19 protein-coding genes are annotated in these 20,727 nt (G+C 45.4%); 10 read left to right on the top strand and 9 right to left on the bottom strand.

Going from position 1 to position 20,727, the window contains the following annotated elements; genetic code table 11:
- The first annotated feature begins 14 nt into the window (after nucleotides 1–14).
- Both ACRC32_RS19295 and ACRC32_RS19300 read left to right on the top strand, forming a co-directional pair.
- Nucleotides 15–1,199: an acetyl-CoA C-acyltransferase gene (locus ACRC32_RS19295; RefSeq protein WP_438555507.1), complete on the top strand. Its 1,185-nt coding sequence runs from the start codon at nucleotides 15–17 to the stop codon at nucleotides 1,197–1,199.
- 59 nt (nucleotides 1,200–1,258) lie between these two features.
- Nucleotides 1,259–3,733, top strand: coding sequence for an acyl-CoA dehydrogenase (locus ACRC32_RS19300; RefSeq protein WP_438555490.1), 2,475 nt, complete (start codon nucleotides 1,259–1,261; stop codon nucleotides 3,731–3,733).
- On the opposite strand, the gene ACRC32_RS19305 is transcribed toward ACRC32_RS19300, so the two are convergent.
- The 3 genes from ACRC32_RS19305 to ACRC32_RS19315 form a co-directional block, all read right to left on the bottom strand.
- Nucleotides 3,728–4,189, bottom strand: a complete 462-nt coding sequence (locus tag ACRC32_RS19305) for a hypothetical protein (protein ID WP_438555491.1) — start codon at nucleotides 4,187–4,189, stop codon at nucleotides 3,728–3,730. The genes ACRC32_RS19300 and ACRC32_RS19305 overlap by 6 nt on opposite strands.
- A 204-nt stretch (nucleotides 4,190–4,393) precedes the next feature.
- Nucleotides 4,394–4,834, bottom strand: a complete 441-nt coding sequence (locus ACRC32_RS19310; RefSeq protein ID WP_438555492.1) for a hypothetical protein — start codon at nucleotides 4,832–4,834, stop codon at nucleotides 4,394–4,396.
- Between the two features lie 232 nt (nucleotides 4,835–5,066).
- Nucleotides 5,067–6,707, bottom strand: a complete 1,641-nt coding sequence (locus ACRC32_RS19315) for a DUF3352 domain-containing protein (RefSeq protein ID WP_438555493.1) — start codon at nucleotides 6,705–6,707, stop codon at nucleotides 5,067–5,069.
- Between the two features lie 125 nt (nucleotides 6,708–6,832).
- On the opposite strand from ACRC32_RS19315, the gene ACRC32_RS19320 reads away from it, so the two are divergent.
- Both ACRC32_RS19320 and ACRC32_RS19325 read left to right on the top strand, forming a co-directional pair.
- Nucleotides 6,833–7,639 (top strand): class I SAM-dependent methyltransferase, encoded by an 807-nt coding sequence (locus ACRC32_RS19320; RefSeq protein ID WP_438555494.1) that lies wholly within the window; start codon nucleotides 6,833–6,835, stop codon nucleotides 7,637–7,639.
- 14 nt (nucleotides 7,640–7,653) lie between these two features.
- Entirely contained in the window at nucleotides 7,654–7,866 is a 213-nt protein-coding gene (locus ACRC32_RS19325) for an RNA-binding S4 domain-containing protein (protein ID WP_015154921.1), read from the top strand.
- Between the two features lie 21 nt (nucleotides 7,867–7,887).
- Here ACRC32_RS19325 and ACRC32_RS19330 read toward each other — a convergent pair whose 3' ends face one another.
- Both ACRC32_RS19330 and hemH read right to left on the bottom strand, forming a co-directional pair.
- Nucleotides 7,888–8,355, bottom strand: a complete 468-nt coding sequence (locus ACRC32_RS19330) for a hypothetical protein (protein WP_438555495.1) — start codon at nucleotides 8,353–8,355, stop codon at nucleotides 7,888–7,890.
- Nucleotides 8,356–8,553: 198 nt separating this feature from the next.
- Complete coding sequence (gene hemH / locus ACRC32_RS19335; protein ID WP_438555496.1) at nucleotides 8,554–9,717, bottom strand: ferrochelatase; 1,164 nt, start codon at nucleotides 9,715–9,717, stop codon at nucleotides 8,554–8,556.
- A gap of 114 nt (nucleotides 9,718–9,831) precedes the next feature.
- On the opposite strand from hemH, the gene ACRC32_RS19340 reads away from it, so the two are divergent.
- From ACRC32_RS19340 to coaE, 3 genes are all read left to right on the top strand, one after another.
- Nucleotides 9,832–10,503, top strand: coding sequence for a class I SAM-dependent methyltransferase (locus tag ACRC32_RS19340; RefSeq protein ID WP_438555497.1), 672 nt, complete (start codon nucleotides 9,832–9,834; stop codon nucleotides 10,501–10,503).
- 136 nt (nucleotides 10,504–10,639) lie between these two features.
- Nucleotides 10,640–12,292 carry a uroporphyrinogen-III C-methyltransferase gene (cobA, locus tag ACRC32_RS19345; protein ID WP_438555498.1) on the top strand — a complete coding sequence of 551 codons (1,653 nt, stop codon included), beginning with the start codon at nucleotides 10,640–10,642 and terminating at the stop codon, nucleotides 12,290–12,292.
- Nucleotides 12,289–12,912, top strand: coding sequence for a dephospho-CoA kinase (coaE, locus tag ACRC32_RS19350; protein ID WP_438555499.1), 624 nt, complete (start codon nucleotides 12,289–12,291; stop codon nucleotides 12,910–12,912). The genes cobA and coaE overlap by 4 nt, the downstream gene beginning before the upstream one ends.
- Nucleotides 12,913–13,036: 124 nt before the next feature.
- On the opposite strand, the gene ACRC32_RS19355 is transcribed toward coaE, so the two are convergent.
- Both ACRC32_RS19355 and ACRC32_RS19360 read right to left on the bottom strand, forming a co-directional pair.
- Complete coding sequence (locus tag ACRC32_RS19355) at nucleotides 13,037–13,882, bottom strand: M56 family metallopeptidase (RefSeq protein WP_438555500.1); 846 nt, start codon at nucleotides 13,880–13,882, stop codon at nucleotides 13,037–13,039.
- Nucleotides 13,882–14,301, bottom strand: a complete 420-nt coding sequence (locus ACRC32_RS19360) for a BlaI/MecI/CopY family transcriptional regulator (protein WP_438555501.1) — start codon at nucleotides 14,299–14,301, stop codon at nucleotides 13,882–13,884. The genes ACRC32_RS19355 and ACRC32_RS19360 overlap by 1 nt, the downstream gene beginning before the upstream one ends.
- Nucleotides 14,302–14,636: 335 nt before the next feature.
- On the opposite strand from ACRC32_RS19360, the gene petJ reads away from it, so the two are divergent.
- Nucleotides 14,637–14,972: a cytochrome c6 PetJ gene (gene petJ / locus ACRC32_RS19365; protein WP_438555502.1), complete on the top strand. Its 336-nt coding sequence runs from the start codon at nucleotides 14,637–14,639 to the stop codon at nucleotides 14,970–14,972.
- A 131-nt stretch (nucleotides 14,973–15,103) separates the two neighbouring features.
- Nucleotides 15,104–15,745, top strand: a complete 642-nt coding sequence (locus tag ACRC32_RS19370) for a tetratricopeptide repeat protein (protein ID WP_438555503.1) — start codon at nucleotides 15,104–15,106, stop codon at nucleotides 15,743–15,745.
- Between the two features lie 112 nt (nucleotides 15,746–15,857).
- Here ACRC32_RS19370 and ACRC32_RS19375 read toward each other — a convergent pair whose 3' ends face one another.
- Nucleotides 15,858–16,259, bottom strand: a complete 402-nt coding sequence (locus ACRC32_RS19375) for a nuclear transport factor 2 family protein (RefSeq protein ID WP_438555504.1) — start codon at nucleotides 16,257–16,259, stop codon at nucleotides 15,858–15,860.
- A gap of 447 nt (nucleotides 16,260–16,706) precedes the next feature.
- Here ACRC32_RS19375 and ACRC32_RS19380 point away from each other — a divergent pair, with 447 nt between their 5' ends.
- Nucleotides 16,707–20,324, top strand: coding sequence for an NB-ARC domain-containing protein (locus ACRC32_RS19380; protein WP_438555505.1), 3,618 nt, complete (start codon nucleotides 16,707–16,709; stop codon nucleotides 20,322–20,324).
- Nucleotides 20,325–20,413: 89 nt separating this feature from the next.
- Here the strand turns inward: ACRC32_RS19380 and ACRC32_RS19385 are convergent.
- Nucleotides 20,414–20,727: gamma-glutamyltransferase (locus tag ACRC32_RS19385; RefSeq protein ID WP_438555506.1), on the bottom strand; the 314-nt coding region annotated here is incomplete at its 5' end.

Here is a 20,727-nt window from a genome sequence, read left to right on the forward strand (position 1 = left end):
ACCAACTACCAACTATGAAAGAAGCCTATATTGTTAGCAGCGTTCGGACTGCGGTGGGAAAAGCGCCACGCGGTACGTTACGCCATGTTCGCCCCGATGACATGGGCGCGGTGGTAGTCAAAGGCGCGATCGCTCGCGTCGAAGGACTTGCACCAGAATATATTGACGACATCATTATCGGCTGCGCGTTTCCAGAAGCGGAACAGGGATTCAATTTAGGGCGAGTTATTGCTCAACGTGCTGGTTTACCCGATTCAGTGGCAGGTTGTACTGTCAACCGTTTTTGTGCTTCTGGACTCCAGACGATCGCGATGGCAGCTCAAGCGATCGCCACAGGACAAGCGGAAATTATGGTGGCTGGTGGAGCCGAATCGATGAGTTTGATTCCGATGGGGGGACACTATCTAGCTCCCAATCCAGAAGTGTTGGCGGAGACTCCACAAGCCTACTGTACGATGGGGATTACGGCTGAGAACGTAGCCCAGCAGTACGGAGTTTCTCGCCAGGAACAAGATGTTTTTGCGCTGCGATCGCATCAGAAAGCTTTAGTTGCAATTAGGCAAGGTCGTTTTGCTGAAGAAATCATCCCGCTTCCAGTCCGCGAAACTCTCTATGTTGATGGTAAGCCACAGGTCGTGGAGCAAGTTTTTCAGCTCGATGAAGGTCCTCGCGCCGATACCAGTCTGGAAGCTTTGGCGCGGTTGCAACCTGTTTTTCGCCAAGGTGGAGCGGTTACAGCTGGCAACTCATCTCAAACTTCAGATGGAGCATCTGCGACGGTATTGATGAGTCAGCGCTGGGTCAATAAACTCGGTGTAAAACCTCTAGGACGGATGTTAGGGTTTGCAGTTGCTGGAGTTCCCCCAGAAATTATGGGGATTGGTCCAGTTGAGGCTGTGCCGAAAGTGTTGAAGCAAGTGGGTTTAAGCTTGGACGATATCGGGTTAATCGAGCTGAATGAAGCCTTTGCCGCTCAAAGCTTAGCGGTAATTAGCAAGCTCGGTTTGAATGAGGAAATTGTCAATGTCAACGGCGGCGCGATCGCTCTCGGTCATCCTCTAGGTTGCACGGGGGCGAAGCTGACAGCTACTCTGCTGCACGAAATGAAACGGCGTAGCATTCGCTATGGTCTGGTGACGATGTGCGTTGGTGGTGGTATGGGAGCAGCGGCAGTGTTTGAGAATTTGGCAACCTCCTGAATCTGGATGACCTGAGAGGTCGAAGTCTTCAACTCATGTTTCATTACGAATTACGAATTATGATGCTGAACCTGCTCGATCCAGTCTTTGTCATTCCCGCGCTAATTTTCCTATTTTTAGCACTAGGTTACATTGGCGTTCCGTTGTGGCTATGGTCGCTGTACTTGCTCGCCGTGCTGGCAGCTTGGAATCCGCCAATTTGGGTGTGGTCGCTGTTAGGTGTGGTGACAGCAATCTTAAATTTACCAATATTACGGCGATCGCTCGTCACATCTCCCATCATTTCCGCCATTAAAACTTTCAATCTCCTACCCAACATCTCTGCAACCGAACAAGCGGCGATCGAAGCAGGGAGCGTTTGGGTAGATGGTGAGTTCTTTTCCGGTCAACCTAATTTTCGCAGAATTAACAGCGAACCCTATCCCCAAGTTACGCCAGAACTGCAAGCATTTCTCGATGAACCAGTAGAACAAGTTTGCCGCATGGTCAGCGATTGGGAAATTTACCGTCGCAAAGACTTACCACCGGAAGTCTGGGCATATCTCAGACAAGAACGCTTCTTCGGGATGATGATCCCCAAAGAGTATGGCGGTTTGGGCTTTTCTAACTTTGCCTACAGTGCCGTGATGATGAAGCTGGCATCGCGATCGTTCACCCACACGGCGACAGTTGGAGTGACGAACTCCCTCGGTCCGGCGAAGTTGCTGCTGCGATATGGTACTCCAGCTCAGAAAGACTATTATCTGCCCAGACTAGCTCAGGGGGATGAAATTCCCTGTTTTGCCTTGACCGAACCCCAAGCTGGCTCGGATGCGGGTAGCATTACTTCTGAAGGAGTCGTGTTTCAAGCTGAAGATGGAAAACTATATCTGCGCTTGAATTTTCGCAAACGCTATATTACTCTGGGCGCGATCGCCACTTTAATCGGTCTGGCGTTTCGCCTCCGCGATCCAGAAAATTTGCTGGGTAAAGGAGAGGATGTAGGCATTACCTGCGCTTTAATTCCGGCGGATACGCCTGGTGTGGTTTTGGGACGGCGACACGATCCGATGGGAGTCCCGTTTTACAATTCTCCGGTTGAAGGGCATGATGTCATCATCTCCATAGACCAAGTTATCGGTGGTGTAGAACAGGTGGGTCAGGGTTGGAAAATGTTGATGCAGAGCCTTGCTGCGGGTCGGGGCATCAGCTTTCCTGCTACCTGTACCGGAGTTGCCAAACTAGTCGCCAGAGTGACAGGCGCTCACGCAACAGTGCGACAGCAGTTTGGACTGCCAATCGGTCGGTTTGAAGGAATTGAGGAACCCCTCGCTCGGATTGGAGGGCTGACATATTTGATGGATGCCGCTCGAATTTATACTTGCGGGGCAGTCGATCGCGGCGAGCAACCTGCTGTCATTTCGGCGATCGCTAAGTACAACCTGACAGAACTCTCGCGTCAAATTATCAATGACGGGATGGATATTCTCGGTGGCTCTGGTATTTGTCGCGGACCCAGAAACCTGCTAGCAAATATCTACATTGCCACTCCGATCTCAATTACGGTTGAAGGCGCGAATATCCTCACCCGTACGATGATGATCTTCGGTCAAGGAGCGATCCGCTGTCATCCTTACGTCTATGCTGAAGTTATTGCCCTCAAACAGTCGGATGTCTCGGCTTTCGATCGCGCCTTTTGGCATCACGTTGGTTTCATGATGCGTAATGGTTGCCGCACCTTACTGTTGAGTCTTTCTCGTGGCTATCTCGCCCGTCCGCCTGTAACTAGAGCTACTGCTAAATACTACCGCAAGCTTGAATGGGCAGCCGCGACTTTTGCTTGGCTGACCGATCTGGTTCTCTTCTGTTTTGGTGGCACGTTGAAGCGACGAGAAAAACTGACTGGACGATTTGCCGATATTCTTTCTTGGATGTATTTGGCAACAGCTACCCTGCGCCGATTTGAGGCAGAAGGTTGTACGGAAGACTTACCCTTTGTTCGCTGGGCAGTGGAATATGCCTTGGCTCAGATTCAGCTTGGATTTGAGGGAATTTTCAGTAACCTATCCGTACCAATTCTCGGTAGTTTATTCCGAGGACCTGTGACTTGGTGGTGGCGGCTCAATGCGATCGGTTCTTTACCCTCTGACCGTCTGGGCAGTGACGTTGCACGTAGCCTTCAGACACCAGGGCAACAACGCGATCGGCTCGCCGCAGGTATTTATGTTCCTACCGATTCAAATGAAGCTTTGGGAAGATTGGAACGCGCTTTTCTCTTAACATCGCAAGCCGAACCAGCACTTAAAACTATCAAAGCTGCCAGTCGTGAAGGTAGGCTGCCGTCAGGAAAACCGGAGCAGCTAGTTACAGCAGCACGAGAGGCTGAGATAATTACTCTAGAAGAGGCTGAACTAATTCGCGCCGCAGAAATTGCTCGTAATGAAGCAATTCAAGTAGATACATTTACACTTTTGGAATACCAACAAGGAGTAGAGTACCAACAAGAACAACTGAAATTGATGGATCGAGCGGCTTTGTTGCCTAAGAAGTTATGAAACCATCGCCAACTTTGGAGCAATTGTAGCATCAACTTTCTTTTCCCAAAGTCGTCTCATTAGCTTACCTTCATACCTCTGTTCGCGCAAACGTTTGTTATAGCTTTCTAATACGATGGTTTCTTCATATTTCCCAACCGACATAACTAGTCGATTGGGATCTCGCATTTGATAGCTGAATATACTGGGTGAGCTATTGTGAGAGATACTTTTATCTGTAAATACAACATTAGGATGCTTGGTATCGACACACCAAGACATATAGTCTGAGTCTATTTTTTTACGATATTCCCAACTCATTTTAATTCCAAATTCAACTCGTTCTAGAGCGTGAATTTGGGCGATCGCTGATATTTCTGACTCATTTAACCAATCTACATTTAGTGTTAGTAACGGAGAAACCCAAACCCCCGTCGAACGCAACCAATAATCGTATAGCTGATAATGGAACGGCATAGTTGCATAAATTTCCTATGGAAAATCAACGCGATATACCGATCTCTACCAGCCGCGATCGCGGTTTTACGGATTATTTTTAAAATTTGTTGACAAAATACTTAACTTATGCAACGGCACGTATTTCTTGGTAGGGATTGTACGGGCGGGTTTTATCCAATAGCTATTCGTGTCAGGAAAATCTGTTGTCTAAACCCGCCCCTACTAATATTTATGATTGGATGCTAAGAATGCGAGATCGATAATTTCGCCAAAACCCAAGCCAAAACCTGCTACAACTGCTAAAAATAAAAAAGTATTGACTCGACTAAAACCAGCAAATCGCATTTCTACGTTTGCCAAGAATGTGATAGCTAAAGGCATGACAATAATCGGAATTAAAATCGATCGCGCCGCAGCCAAAGCAATCAACACGCAAACCAAAAGCATTGCTACAATCAATAGAAATCCTTGGGAAGCAAATTTCATGATTTGCTCTAAAGCAGCAATACTTTTCCAAGATAAAGCTAACCCTACAGCCGCAACGCAGGCTCCCACAAACCAAAAGATATCATATGCAGAGAGATACCATCCCAGCAGTGCATATGCTAGCCAAAGAGCAACAACAGGTAGCAGAGGGATTCTATTTAGAAGTCCAGCGTTCATAATTGATTCTTAACTCTGCGATCGGGAACAGGTATAAAAGTGGTAGACAGCATGGAACTACCTGCATTTTAACTAAGCATCTGCAAACCCGCTTCCTACTGTAAGAAGAGTTAATTTATTTCGGTCATTAGTCGTTGGTCATTCGTCATTGGTCAATTGTAGGTATTCTCCCTTGTCCTCCTTGTCTCCCTTGTCCTCTGTTCTCTGCTCCCTACTCCCTGCTCCCTACTCCCTAATTTCTCTGTTTGAGTGCGATGAGTAACTCCATTTGACTCGTGGTTTTGTCGGGGTTGCTGGCGGTGATGCCGATACCGCGAATAGAGTTAACAATAACAGTTGCTTCTGGATCGATCGCGGTGCTTAAGGGTTTACTTGCAAGTAACGACATGGTTTTATCCATATCTAAGTAGAAGTAACCTGCATTAGGTTGTATTAAAGAACCAGTTGCAGCTTTGAAAACTTCGCTACTGTCAAGAGACTTACCAGAAGGATTTGCGATCGCCTCTACAATCGGTTCGCCCACAGCAATAAACATTGTATCTGGATTTAACCAGCCGTGACCGACGATCGCACCTTGGGCGGGAACTTGCCATTCGGTGACGCTATTACCATTGATATCTCTAGGAACGACAGCTAAAAAATTACTTCGGGCGATCGCATCCAGTTTACCGAGAGTCGATTCAGCCGTAGCGCGATCGCTGGTTTGAAACATCAGTGCGCCGCCAAATCCCAAGGAACCTAACATCCCCTGACTAGATGGAATTGCACCAATGGCAAATTCTCCATCCATCCAGCCAAAAACATCTCGGTCTAGATCGAGATTGTAACTTGTTTTGAACGATCGCCGAGCAGAGTCCAATCCTTGCTTGACTTCCGGTAAATCTCTAGTTTGGTCAACAAACGCCGCCCAGGTGCGACTGATTCCCGCACCAGTCAATAAAGCCAGCGTATCGACGGGAAATCGCGTCACGACCTTACTAGGCGAGTTTTGATATTGTATGTTGATGGCATGAGGATTTAACTGCGCGATCGCTTTCATCCTTAGCCCCATGTCATCCACGCCCACACCTGCAACTACAGCTTTGACCGATTGCAACTGTGCTAAAGTTTGTGGAGGTAATCCAGCCGGATTAGTAGCCGTTAATTGTTGGACTGCACCTGCATAATCAGGTAAATAAATTTGCGCGATCGGGTTTTTGAGTTGTAAGCTTTGGGCAAAAGTGCTGTCTATACCTGTTTTAGCAGCAAAAGAAGGTTCTCCTTTATAAGTATCGATCGCTTGTTCTATTGCTTGTTTGGCTGGAGCGAGAACGACTCGATTGTCAAGAATACTACTGTAGATTGGTGCGCCTTGACTGGTTGATTCAGTAATTTTTTGTCCTTTGTAATCGAATTCTTTACTCGTAACTGTTTTATCGGCTTTTAGTTTCTTGCTAAAGTTCCAGGCACTCAACCCATTTTTAATTCCTAGTACCAGTAAAATATTCGATTGAGACGAGAATGGTGTTGCTTGTACTTGCTTAGCAGAACCAGGTGGTAGTACGGCAATTGCGACGTTACCCAACCAAGGTTTTATATCTTGTTCGTAATTAATATTAGATTTTGTTAATACTTGGCGATCGAAGTCTTGCAGGCTTTTCTCAACTAACTTTTCGGCTTCAGGAGTGCCAAATCGCTGTAACTGCGCCAAAACACTAGAATCGGTCGAAATAAAAGCTGCCATCAATGCTTCATCTGGTACGACTTTAGCACTTGCCAAAGGACTCGCGCCACTGCCAAAATTGCCTTTAAAATACCAATAAGCCGCTGCACCTCCTGCTACAATCCCGATAGCTACAACAGCAGGGAGCAAATTTGATTTTTTCGTCGGCATTTTAATTATCCTTGCGATCGCCTCTGCTCAAATTCTTGTCAATCACCTATACAAATGTCATTGTGGTAATTTCGGATAAATATTAGGGAGTAGGGAGTAGGGAGTAGGGAGTAGGGAAAATACTAATGACAACTCGTATGAATGAATACAAGCAGCAAATTATTACAGATTTTAATTCTAGAATTAATTATGACAACGAGTTTCGCTATCGTTTTGCCAAACCTTTAATAGAATTAGCTCAACTCAAGCCAAGACAAAGAGTTTTGGATGTGGCAACTGGTACGGGAATCGTGGCGATCGCGGCAGCAAAAATTGTAGGAGATGCAGGTTATGTATTGGGAGTAGATATTTCCACGGGAATGCTAGCACAAGCACGGCACAAAGTTGAGTTAGAAAAATTACAAAATATTGAATTGATTGAAGCGGACGCAGACGATTTAAATTTTGACGATAATAGCTTTGATGTGATTTTTTGTTCTGCTGCGATCGCCTATTTCACAGATGTTTTTACCTCCCTATGTCAGTGGTATCGTTTTTTAAACACAGGTGGAATAGTAGCTTTTTCCTGTTTTGCTGAAACAGCTCATACTGCATCTATTTTATTTAGACAGAAAGCACAACAATTTGGAATTACGGTTGACAATCCCAACGAAACGCTAGGTACTCCTGAAAAGTGCCAAGCTTTACTTCAACAGGCTGGTTTTCAAAATATTGAAGTTGTAACTCAACAATTCGGTTTCTACTTCAAAGATGCAGAAACAGCATGGAACGCACATGCTAATAATGTTTACGGCTACCAGGTGTGTCAATTATCACCAGACAAATTAGCGCAGCTTAAAGCAGAATATATGGCAGAGATCCATGCCTTGTCAACGGAGCAAGGATTTGGGCATGATGTTAATAGCTTATTTGTTTCTGCTCGTAAAAGTTGAGTTTGAGATTTTTCATGATTAGTAACAGTGATAATACAATTAAACTCGATCAATTTTTAAAATTAATTGGCATAGCAGCAACAGGCGGACAAGCAAAACTAATAATTCAGGGAGGTGAGGTTCTCGTTAATGGCATACTGGAGACCAGACGCGGACGCAAGTTAAGATCGGGCGACAGTGTAACAGTAGCAGAACAAACTTTTGATGTAAATTTAGACGAGATTTAAATTTAAAATCATGCGATCGCATTAAGACACCAACCGCAACCCCCGCGCCAAATCTTTGCACAATTGCGTTGGTTTACTCAAGTCTGGCTTAATTAAACAGTCATCCGCAGCAAAATCATAGTCTGCTACCTCCAGCTTTAAAGCCCACTTGGTCAATGGCAATTTTCCCCATGTCTCTACAAACTCTACAACGCCTTTAGGTCTTTTAGAGCGTTCTACATTTTGCAAAGCACAGGCAATACTCAGTTGATTAAATCCCCTAATTAAAGGATCGGGATAGGGAAAAGGATCTTTTTCTCCTGCTTTGATGCGTCCAAAATACTCCAGCACACCTGAAGCTAATAGAGACAGTATTTCTGAGTGATTTAACTTAGTCGGATCGTAGCTCATGGGTTTGATAGACCAAATGGGTCGCCCCATATCAAACCAGAGCGCGTGACTTTGCGTAACTTGGAATGTGCCACTATTTAGAGTGGATAGAGAAGTCAAAAGTCAGAAGTCAAAAGTCAAAATTTCCTGAATTCTAATTTCTGTAGGGGCGGGTTTTGAGCGGAAATTTAGGGTGGCGGTTGTCAGACTCTTGCTAAACCCGTTGCTACCACTGTACGGGCGGGTTTTGAGCAGAAATTTGGGGTGGCGGTTGTCAGACTCTTGCTAAACCCGCCCCTACGATTCCTGATAACTGACTTATAAAATCCCGACTGCGTGCAATAGTCCTTTGCCAGTGATTAGCTCGATAATCAGGGCGATAAAACCGAGCATGGCAATTCTACCATTCCAAATTTCTGCCGAGGTCGTCATGCCCCACTGCCAGCGCTCTTGAGGGTACATTTTGACCCGCTTTTTCATTTGCGACACTTGAGACAGTTTAACGCTGGGAGAATTTAAGGCTTCGATGGTTAAATCTGCCATCCCATCAATAAACTGAGTGTGAGTGTTGAGCGCTGGGACGCGACGAAAGTTATGTATACCTACTGACTCTGCAACTTCTCTATACTCCATGTCAATTTCTTGCAGGGTTTCTATGTGTTCGGAGACAAAACTGATCGGTACGACAACCATATCTTGCACCCCTTGCTGACCCAATTCTTGAATGGCATCTTCTGTATATGGTTGCAGCCATTCTACAGGACCAACACGACTTTGATAAGCTAAGGTGTATGAATTGGGGCGGTTAAGGGTCTGCATTATTAGCGCCGTACATTCCTCAATTTCTTGCTGATAGGGGTCGCCTGCTTCCTCAACGTAACTTTTTGGTACGCCATGAGCGCTAAAGAAGACATGGACTGCATCAGGGTTGGCAAATCCATCTACCTCTTGAGCAATTAACTGCGCCATTGCTTGCAGATAGCCTGGCTGCTTGTACCAAGAGGGAATGACTGTATATTCAATGCTGCTTAATTTGGGGTCTTCTAACCACATTTGTTGCAGCAAGCGGAAGCTAGAACCGCTAGTGCTGATGGAAAACTGCGGGTAGAGTGGTAAAATCACCAAACGGTCAATGCCATCGCGTTTGATGCGGGCGATCGCTTCTTCGGTGAATGGATGCCAGTAACGCATCCCAATGTACATTTGAGTGGGTTGCCCTTTTTCTTCTAGTCGTGCTTGTAGCGCTTGTGCTTGGGCTTCAGTAATGCGCCGTAAGGGAGAACCGCCACCTATCTGCTTATAGTTTTCTTGCGATCGCTTCGTGCGTAAGGTTGAAATCCACCATGCCAGGGGTTTTTGTAGCCAGGGAAACGGCAGGCGAATGATTTCCGGATCGGCAAACAAGTTAAATAGAAATGGTCTGACATCCTCTAGTCGATCCGGTCCACCTAGATTAAGTAATAGTACTCCCACTCGACCCATAGCAGTTTTGTTACCCCGATTTCTTCAGCTTTGTTACTGATTTTAACAATACATCTTTTAACAATACATCTTTATTCGGAATATCGGTCAACAAATATTCATGAGGATTGAAACATGGCAACAATATTACGAGAATGGAGCTATCGCTATCAATGGTTTTACGATACAGTTTCTCGATTAGCGGCAATGAGCGTGGGCGGAGAAGGAAAGTTTCGTCAATTAGCTTTGCAAAACTTAACAATTCAGCCAAAAACTCAAGTTTTGGATCTTTGTTGCGGCAGCGGTCAAGCAACTGAAGTATTGGTGAAATATTCTCAAGAGGTGACAGGGTTAGATGCGTCTCCTTTCTCTTTGAAACGAGCGCAACACAATGTACCGCAAGCCAAATATGTAGAGGCTTTTGCCCAAAAGATGCCTTTTAGCGATCGCAGTTTCGATCTAGTCCACAGCAGCATGGCAATGCACGAAATGACAGCGGAGGAATTGCGAGAGATTGTAAGTGAAGTTCATCGCGTCCTCAAGCCAGGTGGCATTTTCACTTTGGTTGATTTTCACCCACCGACGAATTGGTTATTCGTGCCTGGAATCTATTTATTTCTGTTTTTGTTTGAAACAGAAACAGCTTGGCAGTTATTGCGCGAGAATTTGGTTGAGTTGTTAGAAGAAGTAGGGTTCGAGTTGCAAAATCGCGTTCTCCATGCAGGTGGAAGCTTGCAAGTGATTCAAGCGCGAGTTGGGCGAATGGAATGCGCTACTACACAAACAAAGTTCGCCTGTACAGACTAATATCTTAGTTAAAGAATTTAACCCGCGCAGGCGGGTTTTGCCTGTATAGCCGTGACTTCTAGTCGCCCTAAGACTATTAGTATTACTAGTTACCCATTACCAATTACCATAAAATTTGAGGGTTGCATGACGAAGCATGATGAACACAACGGGTAAAGTTTACCTGGTCGGTGCGGGACCAGGAAGTATTGATTATCTAACTGTTAGGGCGCTGCAACTGCTGAGCCAAGCAGAAGTATTGATCTACGATGCTTTAGTCGATCCGCAACTGTTAGAACTAGTGTCGTCAAATTGTCTCAAACTCGATGTCGGTAAGCGCGGCGGACAATCCAGCACCCCTCAAGCAGAAATCGATCGCTTACTAGTCGAGTATTGCCAAACAGGACAACAGATCGTTCGGCTCAAAAGCGGCGATCCATTCATTTTTGGACGAGCCGCAGCAGAAATTGAGGCATTAGTTACCGCAGGCTGCCCGTTTGAGGTTATACCTGGAATTTCTTCAGCCTTAGCCGCAGCAACACTAGCAGGAATTCCCCTCACCGATCCGGTAATGAGTCGTTGTTTTGCCGTAACAACTGCCCACGAACCAGAACTTGTAAATTGGGAAGGCTTAGCATCAATCGGAACCCTGGTGTTTCTGATGGGAGGGCAACAGTTATCAGAGATTGTCAAGCAATTAGTCAGACACGGGCGATCGCCCCACACGCCAATTGCGATCGTGCGTTGGGCGGGAACCGCAAAACAGCAAGTTTGGACTGCCACCCTCGAAACAGTTGTAGCTCAAACCGATGGTTTAAGCCTTTCTCCTGCTGCGATCGTGGTTGGTGAAGTTGTTGGCTGGCGCGAGTATTTGCAACCAAATCAGGAGCGAGGAGCGTTAGCGAAGCGGGACGAAGTCCGGAGTGAGGAGCGAGAGAGATATAAGAGAGCTGAGGGAGCAAAACGACTTCCGACTCCCGACTCCCCACTTCCGACTCCCGACTCCCCGCTTTTAGGTAAAACAGTCCTCGTTACCCGATCGCTAGGACAATCGAGCCAATTTTGCGATCGCCTTGTAGAAATGGGTGCGACAGCTATTGAGATGCCAGCATTGGAGATCGGTGCGCCTTCGAGTTGGATGGGGTTAGATAATGCGATCGCGCAGTTATCGGATTTTGATTGGTTGGTTTTGACTTCTACGAATGGTGTAGATTATTTTTTTGAACGCCTGCTAGCTAAAGGTAAAGATCCGCGGGCGTTAGCCGGGGTAAAAATTGCTGTGGTAGGACAAAAAACTGCTCAGAGTCTTCAACAAAGATACTTACAACCAGATTTTATTCCTCCTGATTTTGTTGCTGATTCCTTAATAGAAACTTTTCCTGAATCTTTAGCAGGTAAAAAAGTTTTATTTCCCAGAGTTGAGACTGGAGGACGAGAGGTATTAGTCAAACAATTTACTGCCAAAGGTGCAGATGTGGTAGAAGTTCCAGCTTATGAATCTCGGTGTCCGCAGTCAATCGCTCCTGAAGCATTAGAGGCATTACAAAGTCATAAAGTGGATATTATTACTTTTGCTAGTTCCAAAACAGTTAGAAATTTCTGCCAACTTATAGCACCATATAACAACATTAATTTAGATGGAGTTTGTATAGCTTCCATTGGTCCCCAAACTTCTAAAGACTGTAGAACTCATTTGGGAAGAGTCGATATAGAAGCGGAAGAATATACTTTGGATGGTTTGTTACAAGCAATTATCAGTTATCAGTTACCAGTTAGCAGCGATCGACAACCAACAACTAACAACCAGTGACCGATTACCGATTACCAATTACCAATTACCAAAAAAGAATTATCGGTCTTACTGGTGGGATTAGCACTGGCAAAAGTACTGTTTCTCAATACTTAGCAAATGAATATCATTTACCAGTTCTTGATGCAGATATTTATGCCAGAGAAGCCGTGCAACTTGGTTCGCCAATTTTAAATGCGATCGCCCAGCGTTACGGTATGAATATTTTGCAGGCTGATGGGACGCTGGATCGCCAACAACTAGCGCGAATTATCTTTAATAACTCTACAGAAAAGCAGTGGTTAGAAAGACAAATTCATCCTTACGTACGCGATCGCTTTGAGCAAGAGATCGATAAATTATCCGTTCCTATAGTTGTATTAGTTATCCCTTTGCTATTTGAAGCAGAGATGACAGATTTAGTCACAGAAATTTGGGTTGTTTCCTGTTCGCCGCAACAGCAAATAAACAGACTGATACATCGCGATAATCTAACTGTAGAACAAGCACAGGCGCGAATTAACAGTCAAATGCCCCTGTCAGAAAAATGCGATCGGGCTGACGTTGTTTTGGATAATTCTTCTACTTTAGAAGAGTTGAAACAGCAGGTAGATTTGGCGATAAAAAAAATCAAGGGTTAAGGGTGAAGTTAGCTACCTTTCCTAATCCTCATATCGTTTACGTTTCAATTTGCTTTTAAGCACTTTCACGCCCAAAAGTCTGGTTAGACATCCGTTGATTGAAAGCGCTCTTTCGTCGCACGCCCTACGAATGAAACGGTACGGTAACTAAGGGTAAGAGAGCCAATAACAACCACAACCAAGACCAATTAAATTGCGGTTGAGTAGAAGGCGCTGATGGTTCTAGTAAAGCATTGATGCGCTCGTTCAAGCGCTCTGCTTGACTAGCGGCGCTGAAGGCAGCGCAAAAACTCGTCATTGGCACGATCGCGGAACGCACGACTAATAACAAAGATTCTGCCAAAGTCAGCGGATCGACTTGCTGAGCCGCCCGACTATCCGCCCGCAGTTCCCGTAACAGCAATAACTCTTCCCATAAGGCTTCTGTTTGAGGCAACCATCCAGTACAAGTCCGTACCCAACCCAACCAGAAAAACCAGAAAGTATCTCGGTAGTGGTAATGCGCTTGTTCGTGGGCAATCACAGCAGCTAACTGTTCTGGGGTGAGGACGTATAACAATCCCTGGCTGACAACTAATTCCGGTCGCCAGAAGCCAACTAAGGCGCTGAACAGAACGGGAGTTTCTAAAATCCGACAAGATGCTCCCTCTACTTGCTCTTGGGGATAAGTACGAGTCTGACTCACAGTCCGCCAGCCTTGCCATGCCAGTTGAACTCCCAGCGCGATCGCCACGATAAAACCGATTGCCGTCAGTCCGTAGCTATACCAACCTACAGATAAACCCAGCATCTTACCTTGGGTTCCCATGCATAATACCGAGATTCCGGCGATCGCTAATATCAATGGAGGAAAAAGAAAAAACCACAGCGTTTGTTTCCAGCGTTGTTGCCAATCACCCGAAGCTGACGACCAATTCTGTCGCACGTTCCAAGCTACTGCCAGTGCAGCCAAAATCATGATGGTATGCATTACTTCTCCTCCCGTTGTTGGCGTGCAGCTTGAATGCGTTTAGCGATCGCATCGAGCTGTTCTAAGCTGGTGCGATCGAGACTATCGGCAAAGGCAGCCACAACATCAGGGTTGCCAACTGCCAGAAAGCGATGTAGCTTTTCATGCGCCTCTATAACTTGCGCTTGTTCTTTCGTTACCAACGGTTGCCAATAAAAAACTCGTTCTTGTTTATCGCAAGCCAACCATCCTTTTTCCGTCAAGCGGCGCAGTACCGTGGTGACAGAAGTATAGGCTAACTCTCTATCGGGATCGGCAAGAATGCGATCGTGTACGTCCTTGACAGTCACGCGATCGAGTTCCCAGACGATATTTAAAATCTCTGTCTCTAATGGACCAAGAGATAGCTGTTTGGGACGGTAATTAGGCAGCGGAGACATAAGCTAAGTCAAAAGTCAAAAGGTAAAAGTCAAAAATTACTGATAACTGGTCACTGATAACTGATAACTGACAACTGGTTACTGCTTTCCAGATTACACCGTCAGAGTTATCTCTCGCGACATTGTTTGTGAAAGTTTGATTTTGTGACAGTTTGACATCTCGTCTTTTGACTGGCATCCAGAAGACAAACTAAGCTAGGTGTTCGATTCCAGCCTGCTTTTATACGAAGGGTCAAAAAGTCCTTGATTCTGGGGTGGAAGACCTCCACCCTTTTTCGACATCTTAGCTGGATTAATCCGCCGATCCTATTTGCGAAAGAAGGAGATTGAAAAAAATGCGAAAGATCGCGTTAGCTTTGCTATTGGCTGTTGCTATTTGTACTCTAGCTTTTCCCAGTGCAGCTCTAGCAGCAGACATAGCCAACGGAGCCAAAATGTTTAACAGTAACTGTGCTGCTTGTCACATGGGAGGGAGAAATGTGGTGATGGCGACAAAAACACTACAGAAAGATGCTTTAGAAAAATATAGTATGAACTCCTTAGAAGCAATTATCAACCAAGTCACAAATGGTAAAAATGCCATGCCTGCCTTCAAAGGAAAATTAAATGCCCAGCAGATTGAGGATGTCGCCTCTTACGTACTGGAAAAATCCGAAAAAGGATGGAGCTGAAATCAGTTATCAGTTGTCAGTTGTCAGTGAAGAATGGGTGTGGGGTGTAGTGAAGAGAATTCGGAATTCGGAATTAAATTCTCCCTCTGCTCCTAGTCTCCTCTGCTTCCTCTACTCTCCCCTCACTAGCTATGTATCGAGTTATTCTCATCTGCTGCGTGACATTTGCAGTTTTGCTGTTTCCGTTAAACGCTCAGGCTCAGCCAGCAGCGAATACTTTGGAGATGCATAACCATCAAACTAAATTTCGATCGGTAGAAGACTTATTCAAACAAGGGGTATATCAAACGCTAGTAGGAAAATATCGAGCTGCGATCGCAGATTTTTCTCAGGTCATTTTGCTCCAACCCAACAACGCTACAGCATACGCTAATCGAGGTTTAGCACGGGCTGCTAAGGGCGATCGCAAAGATGCATTAAAGGATTTCGATCGTGCTTTATCTCTGAATCCAGATTCGGCGATCGCCTATTACAACCGAGGTTTTACGCTTTCTAAGCTCGAAGACTATTACGGTGCGATCGCTGATTTTGATCGTGCTATTCGCATCGATCCTGAAGATCCAAGTGCTTATCATTGTCGGTGTCTCGTGCGTTATAAATTAGGTGACATGGTAGGTGTAGCAGAAGATTTACGCACGGTTGCTCAAATGTATTTGCAACGCGGCAAATTCGATGCTTATACCAGCCTGCTTGCTGAACTCAAATCGCTCCATGAATTAAGTCACCCGAAGAGAGAGCAGGGAGCAGGGAGCAGGGAGCAGTTATCAATGTAGAGACGTTAGATGTAACGTCTGGACAAATTTATTAGTTATCAGTTATTAGCAAGAGATTGGTACGTGGTACGCGCTCTAATTTTGACTTTTGAATTTTGAATTGCTCTTTCCCCTACCCCTCACACTTTCTATTTAAGGGAGAAGCATCAATGTAGATGCGCATTTCTCGAACGAGATCGTCTTCCATGCGAAAGACGATCGCGCATGGTATTGCGATCGCTTTACCACGATCGCACATATGAGTTGTTTCCATTTGGCAAATTACAGCATCGTCAATTTCCCAAATTTCATTGATTTCAAAAGAAGTTCTGGCGCTCCGACTGAGCTGACTTGCTTCGATTACGGATGCGATCGCGGCTTTCCCAACTGTAGGTGGATGATTGCCAAATCGACATAGGGCATCTTCAGTAAAATAAGTCATGGCGCTCTCTACATCCATTGCCTCGAACAAACCGATCAAACTCCTAATAATCTCTGTTTGGGTAATAGCAGCCATACTGGATCGCAATTCCATCTGAAATTAATCGAAAAGATGAAGGCTTAAGGCTAAAAGCTACAATCCTAATGCCGATCTGGTTTAGCTTGATTTCATCCTTAATTTCAAATTAAATGAAGCCCTTATTTTTTACAGCCTGAAAAAGTCAGAAGTTATCCGCACCATCTTAATTGTCTCAATCGAGAAGTCATGAATCGTCTGAAAAAGTCAGATTTACGTGGTGCGTGGTGCGTGGCAAGAGGTTACTGATAACTGACAACTGATAACTGATTTAGAAAAGGCTTAATTTATTAAGATAAAATTAAAATATATAGAATTTTGAACTTTTAAGTATATGGGGGATTTGCGACTGATTTCTAGTGTAACTTAATAGGGAAACACAAAAAAATAAATACAAACCAGCGAAAAAAAACAAACTTAGCTTAGAACAGACAAAATCATCAAAGAACAAATTTTTGTTAAAAAATGAACGTTGACGAAGCACTAGTAATTCTAGATGCATTTCTCGATCGGGGACTCAACGACATTCAGGAACTCGTCTTTCGCAAAGCCTGGGAAGGTCAGACTTATCCCGAAATCGCCGAAAGCTCTGACTACGATGCTAATTACATTAAAGATGTAGGTTCTAAATTATGGAAGTTACTTTCTAAAGCTCTCTCAGAAGAAGTCACGAAAAGTAACTTTCGTGCCGTCTTGCGGCGGCGAGCTTCAGAAGTTAGGGAGCAGGGAGTAGGGAGCAGGGAGCAGGGAAAAAGAGAGTTGGGGGAGCAGAGGAGCGATAACCAGCCACTAGTCACCGTCAACCAACAACCAACAACACCTTATATAGACTGGGGCGAAGCGGTAGATGTAGCAACATTTTACGGGCGGAGCGAGGAGTTAGCGACTTTAGGACAGTGGATTAAGAACGATCTCTGTCGTTTAGTGGCAGTATTGGGTATGGGTGGCATGGGAAAAACTGCCTTATCGATCGCCCTAGCAGAAAACTTGCAATCAGAATTTGAATATATTGTTTGGCGCAGTTTGCGTAACGCTCCGCCTCTAGCAGAATTACTTGGTGGGATCGTTGAATTTCTCTCTCATCAACAAGAAACAGCGGCGACATTATCCCAAGAACTCGATCGCTGTATCAGTATGCTGCTGGAATATTTGCGCCACCATCGCTGTTTGTTAGTACTAGATAACGTCGAAAGTATTCTGCGTGGGGGCGAACATGCAGGGCAATATCGGGAAGGATATCAAGCCTATGGCGAATTATTACAACGCATTGGAGAAGTCCGTCATACGAGTTGTTTAGTACTAACTAGCCGAGAAAAACCAAAAGAAATTGTTTTGCTTGAAGGCGAAACACTACCAGTACGTTCTCTACAGTTGGAAGGTCTAAATATTGCCGCAGGACGAGAAATTTTTCGTGCTAAGGGAAATTTTGTCGGTTCCGATTTAGAATGGCAAAGGTTAATCGAGCATTATGCTGGGAATCCTCTTGCTTTGAAGATGGTGGCTGCGGGAATTCAGGATTTATTTGATAGCAATCTAACTATATTTTTAGCAACCTTACGCACGGGAACATTAGTTTTTGATGATATCCGCGATTTATTAGAGCGGCAGATGAATCGGATATCAAAATTAGAAATAGAAGTGATGTATTGGCTGGCAGTCGAACGGGAACCAATCGCTTTTACAGCACTGCGAGAGAATGTTTTGTCCTTAGAAGCGAAGCAAAAACTACCAGAAACTCTTCGATCTTTAGGACAGCGATCGCTGATTGAGAAAACCGCTACGGGCTTTACCCAACAACCAGTTGTAATGGATTTTGCGATCGATCGCTTTATCGATCGCCTCTGCGTGGAAATCGTTACAGGCGAAATTAATTTATTTAACAGTCATACCATTCTTGAAGCGCAAGCAAAAGATTACATTAGAGATACGCAAATTCGTCTGATTCTCATCCCAATTGTCGATAAACTTTTAGCTCAAACAAATCTCAGCAGCCTTGTCGATCGCTTAGGGCAAATTCTAACTAATTGGCGACAAAGATCGGCGCGATCGCCAGGATATTTGGCAGGAAATATTCTGAACTTGCTAACTCATCTCAAGATCGATCTGCGCGGATGGGATTTTTCTAACCTCTGCGTATGGCAAGCATATTTAGCCGGACGCAACTTAAAGCAAGTCAACTTTGCCCGTGCCGATCTTGCCAAATCGGTTTTTACCGAAGATTTAAGCGTGACTCCAGCCGTAGCTTTTAGTCCCACAGGCAAGCTATTAGCAACAGGAGATGCTGATGGAGAAATTCGGCTGTGGCAAGTTACAGATTGGAAAAAACTGCTGACTTTGAAAGGACATACAAATTGGATCTGGTCGGTTATGTTTAGTCCTGACGGTAGTGTTGTAGCGAGTGCCAGCGATGACAAAACAGTTCGTTTGTGGGATACCCGTAGCGGTGAATGCCGTTGTATTTTGCCACATACACATCGCATTTGGTCAGTGGCTTTCAGTCCCGACGGCAAAACTATAGCTAGTGGGAGTGAAGATAGTACTGTCAAGCTATGGCATTGGCAGACAGGAGAATGTTACCAGACTTTGTTCGGACATACGAACTGGATTAGAAGCATCGCCTTCAGTCCCGATGGCAAAACCCTAGCTAGTGGTAGTGTAGACTGTACTGTGCGATTGTGGGATGTTGGCACGGGAGAGTGGATCGAAACTCTACAGGGGCATACAACTCAAGTCTGGTCAGTTGCCTTTAGTCCCGATGGCGAGATGCTCGCCAGTAGTAGCGATCGCACTGTCAAGTTGTGGCAAACTAGCACGGGGGAATGTCTGCGTACTCTATGCGGACATACCAATTGGATCAGGACTGTTGCTTTTAGCTCTGGGGGAGATATAGTAGCCAGCGGCAGCGAAGATTATACAATTCGACTCTGGGACGTACAGACTGGAGAATGCTGTCGGACGCTTTCGGGACATACAAATTGGATTAGATCTGTAGCTTTTAGTCCTGACGGCAAAACCTTGGCTAGCGGTAGCGGCGATCACACGATCAAGATCTGGAATGTCACGGATGGGAAATGTATCAAAACCCTTCAGGGTTACACTAGTCGCGTCTGGTCGGTTGCTTTTCATCCCCGTCCGCTAGCCTCACATCCAACCGGAATGCTAGCTAGCGGTAACGATGATAAAACCGTACGATTGTGGAACGTCGAAACAGGAGAATGCGATCGCACTTTACACGGTCATGGTAACAGAGTCTGGGCTGTTGCCTTTAGCTCCGACGGTAAAACCATAGCCAGCGGTAGTGGTGACTATACAATTGGGCTTTGGAATGCTTCGACTGGCGATCGCTACAACACGATCCAAGCTTACAGTGGTGTCAGATCTCTGGCTTTTCATCCCAATAACTATATTTTGGCTGGCGGCTGCGATGACTATACAGTGAGGTTATGGGATATTCTCAGTGGGAAAACTCTGCATAAGTTGCAAGGGCATACTAACCGAGTTTGGTCAGTTGCCTTTAGTTTAGATGGCAAATTTTTAGCTAGCGGTAGCGACGACCACACAATCAAGTTATGGAATACGGAAACCGGAGAGTGCTACGACACTTTACAAGGTCATGACAATTGGGTATGGGCAGTTGCCTTTAGTCCTGACGGACAAACCCTGGCAAGTGGTAGCGGCGATCACACAGTCAAGTTATGGGATTGGCAAACGGGGAAATGTTACCAAACTCTCCAGGGACATACGAGCCGAGTTTGGTCAGTTGCTTTCAGCCCTGACGGGCAGACTGTAGCAAGTGGTAGCAGCGACTATAGCATCAAGTTGTGGAATGTCGAAACTGGTGAATGCAGGTATACCCTTCAGGGACACACCGATTTAATTTGGTCGGTTGCTTTCAGTACTGACGGACAAATTCTTGCCAGTGGCAGCCAGGATGAGACGATTAGACTGTGGGATGCAAGTACAGGCAAATCTCTCAAGATATTGCGGGCGCAAAGACCCTATGAAGGGATGAATATTGCTGGCGTAACTGGTTTGACCGAAGCCGCGATCGCCACATTAAAAGCACTTGGGGCAGTGGGATAATCAGTGAGTCGTGAGTGGCTAGTGACTGGTGACTAGTGACTCGAAAAGAGTCCAGCCACTAACCACTAGCCACTAGCCACTGATAACTGTTATTCTCCTATTGCTATTCCTTCGCGACGGGGATCGGCTCCACCGACTAAGCCTTGATTCGTGCGAGTAATTGCATGAGAACCGCTGATTTGTTCGACAACTTGCACGGAATGACCGATCGCCTCTAAGCTTTGCTGAAGGTTAACCAGACTTGTATTCGTCTCTAGTTCCGTAGCACCGTCGCGATTGCCATAATGAGGCAGCGATATTGCTTGTTGGCTGTCTAATTTCCAGTCTAAAACGGCAATTAATGCTTGCGCGACGTAGTTGATAATTCGAGCGCCGCCAGCCGAACCAACCGCCATCACAAGCT

Source organism: Chroococcidiopsis sp., from assembly GCF_051657925.1.
Classification (GTDB): domain Bacteria; phylum Cyanobacteriota; class Cyanobacteriia; order Cyanobacteriales; family Chroococcidiopsidaceae; genus Chroococcidiopsis.

Bases quoted from the DNA above. Each gene is read 5' to 3' on its own strand.
- ACRC32_RS19295 (WP_438555507.1), top strand. From the start codon at position 15: ATGAAAGAAGCCTATATTGTTAGCAGCGTTCGGACTGCGGTGGGAAAA.
- ACRC32_RS19300 (WP_438555490.1), top strand. From the start codon at position 1,259: ATGATGCTGAACCTGCTCGATCCAGTCTTTGTCATTCCCGCGCTAATT.
- ACRC32_RS19305 (WP_438555491.1), bottom strand. From the start codon at position 4,189: ATGCCGTTCCATTATCAGCTATACGATTATTGGTTGCGTTCGACGGGG.
- ACRC32_RS19310 (WP_438555492.1), bottom strand. From the start codon at position 4,834: ATGAACGCTGGACTTCTAAATAGAATCCCTCTGCTACCTGTTGTTGCT.
- ACRC32_RS19315 (WP_438555493.1), bottom strand. From the start codon at position 6,707: ATGCCGACGAAAAAATCAAATTTGCTCCCTGCTGTTGTAGCTATCGGG.
- ACRC32_RS19320 (WP_438555494.1), top strand. From the start codon at position 6,833: ATGACAACTCGTATGAATGAATACAAGCAGCAAATTATTACAGATTTT.
- ACRC32_RS19325 (WP_015154921.1), top strand. From the start codon at position 7,654: ATGATTAGTAACAGTGATAATACAATTAAACTCGATCAATTTTTAAAA.
- hemH (WP_438555496.1), bottom strand. From the start codon at position 9,717: ATGGGTCGAGTGGGAGTACTATTACTTAATCTAGGTGGACCGGATCGA.
- ACRC32_RS19340 (WP_438555497.1), top strand. From the start codon at position 9,832: ATGGCAACAATATTACGAGAATGGAGCTATCGCTATCAATGGTTTTAC.
- cobA (WP_438555498.1), top strand. From the start codon at position 10,640: ATGATGAACACAACGGGTAAAGTTTACCTGGTCGGTGCGGGACCAGGA.
- ACRC32_RS19355 (WP_438555500.1), bottom strand. From the start codon at position 13,882: ATGCATACCATCATGATTTTGGCTGCACTGGCAGTAGCTTGGAACGTG.
- ACRC32_RS19360 (WP_438555501.1), bottom strand. From the start codon at position 14,301: ATGTCTCCGCTGCCTAATTACCGTCCCAAACAGCTATCTCTTGGTCCA.
- petJ (WP_438555502.1), top strand. From the start codon at position 14,637: ATGCGAAAGATCGCGTTAGCTTTGCTATTGGCTGTTGCTATTTGTACT.
- ACRC32_RS19370 (WP_438555503.1), top strand. From the start codon at position 15,104: ATGTATCGAGTTATTCTCATCTGCTGCGTGACATTTGCAGTTTTGCTG.
- ACRC32_RS19375 (WP_438555504.1), bottom strand. From the start codon at position 16,259: ATGGAATTGCGATCCAGTATGGCTGCTATTACCCAAACAGAGATTATT.
- ACRC32_RS19380 (WP_438555505.1), top strand. From the start codon at position 16,707: ATGAACGTTGACGAAGCACTAGTAATTCTAGATGCATTTCTCGATCGG.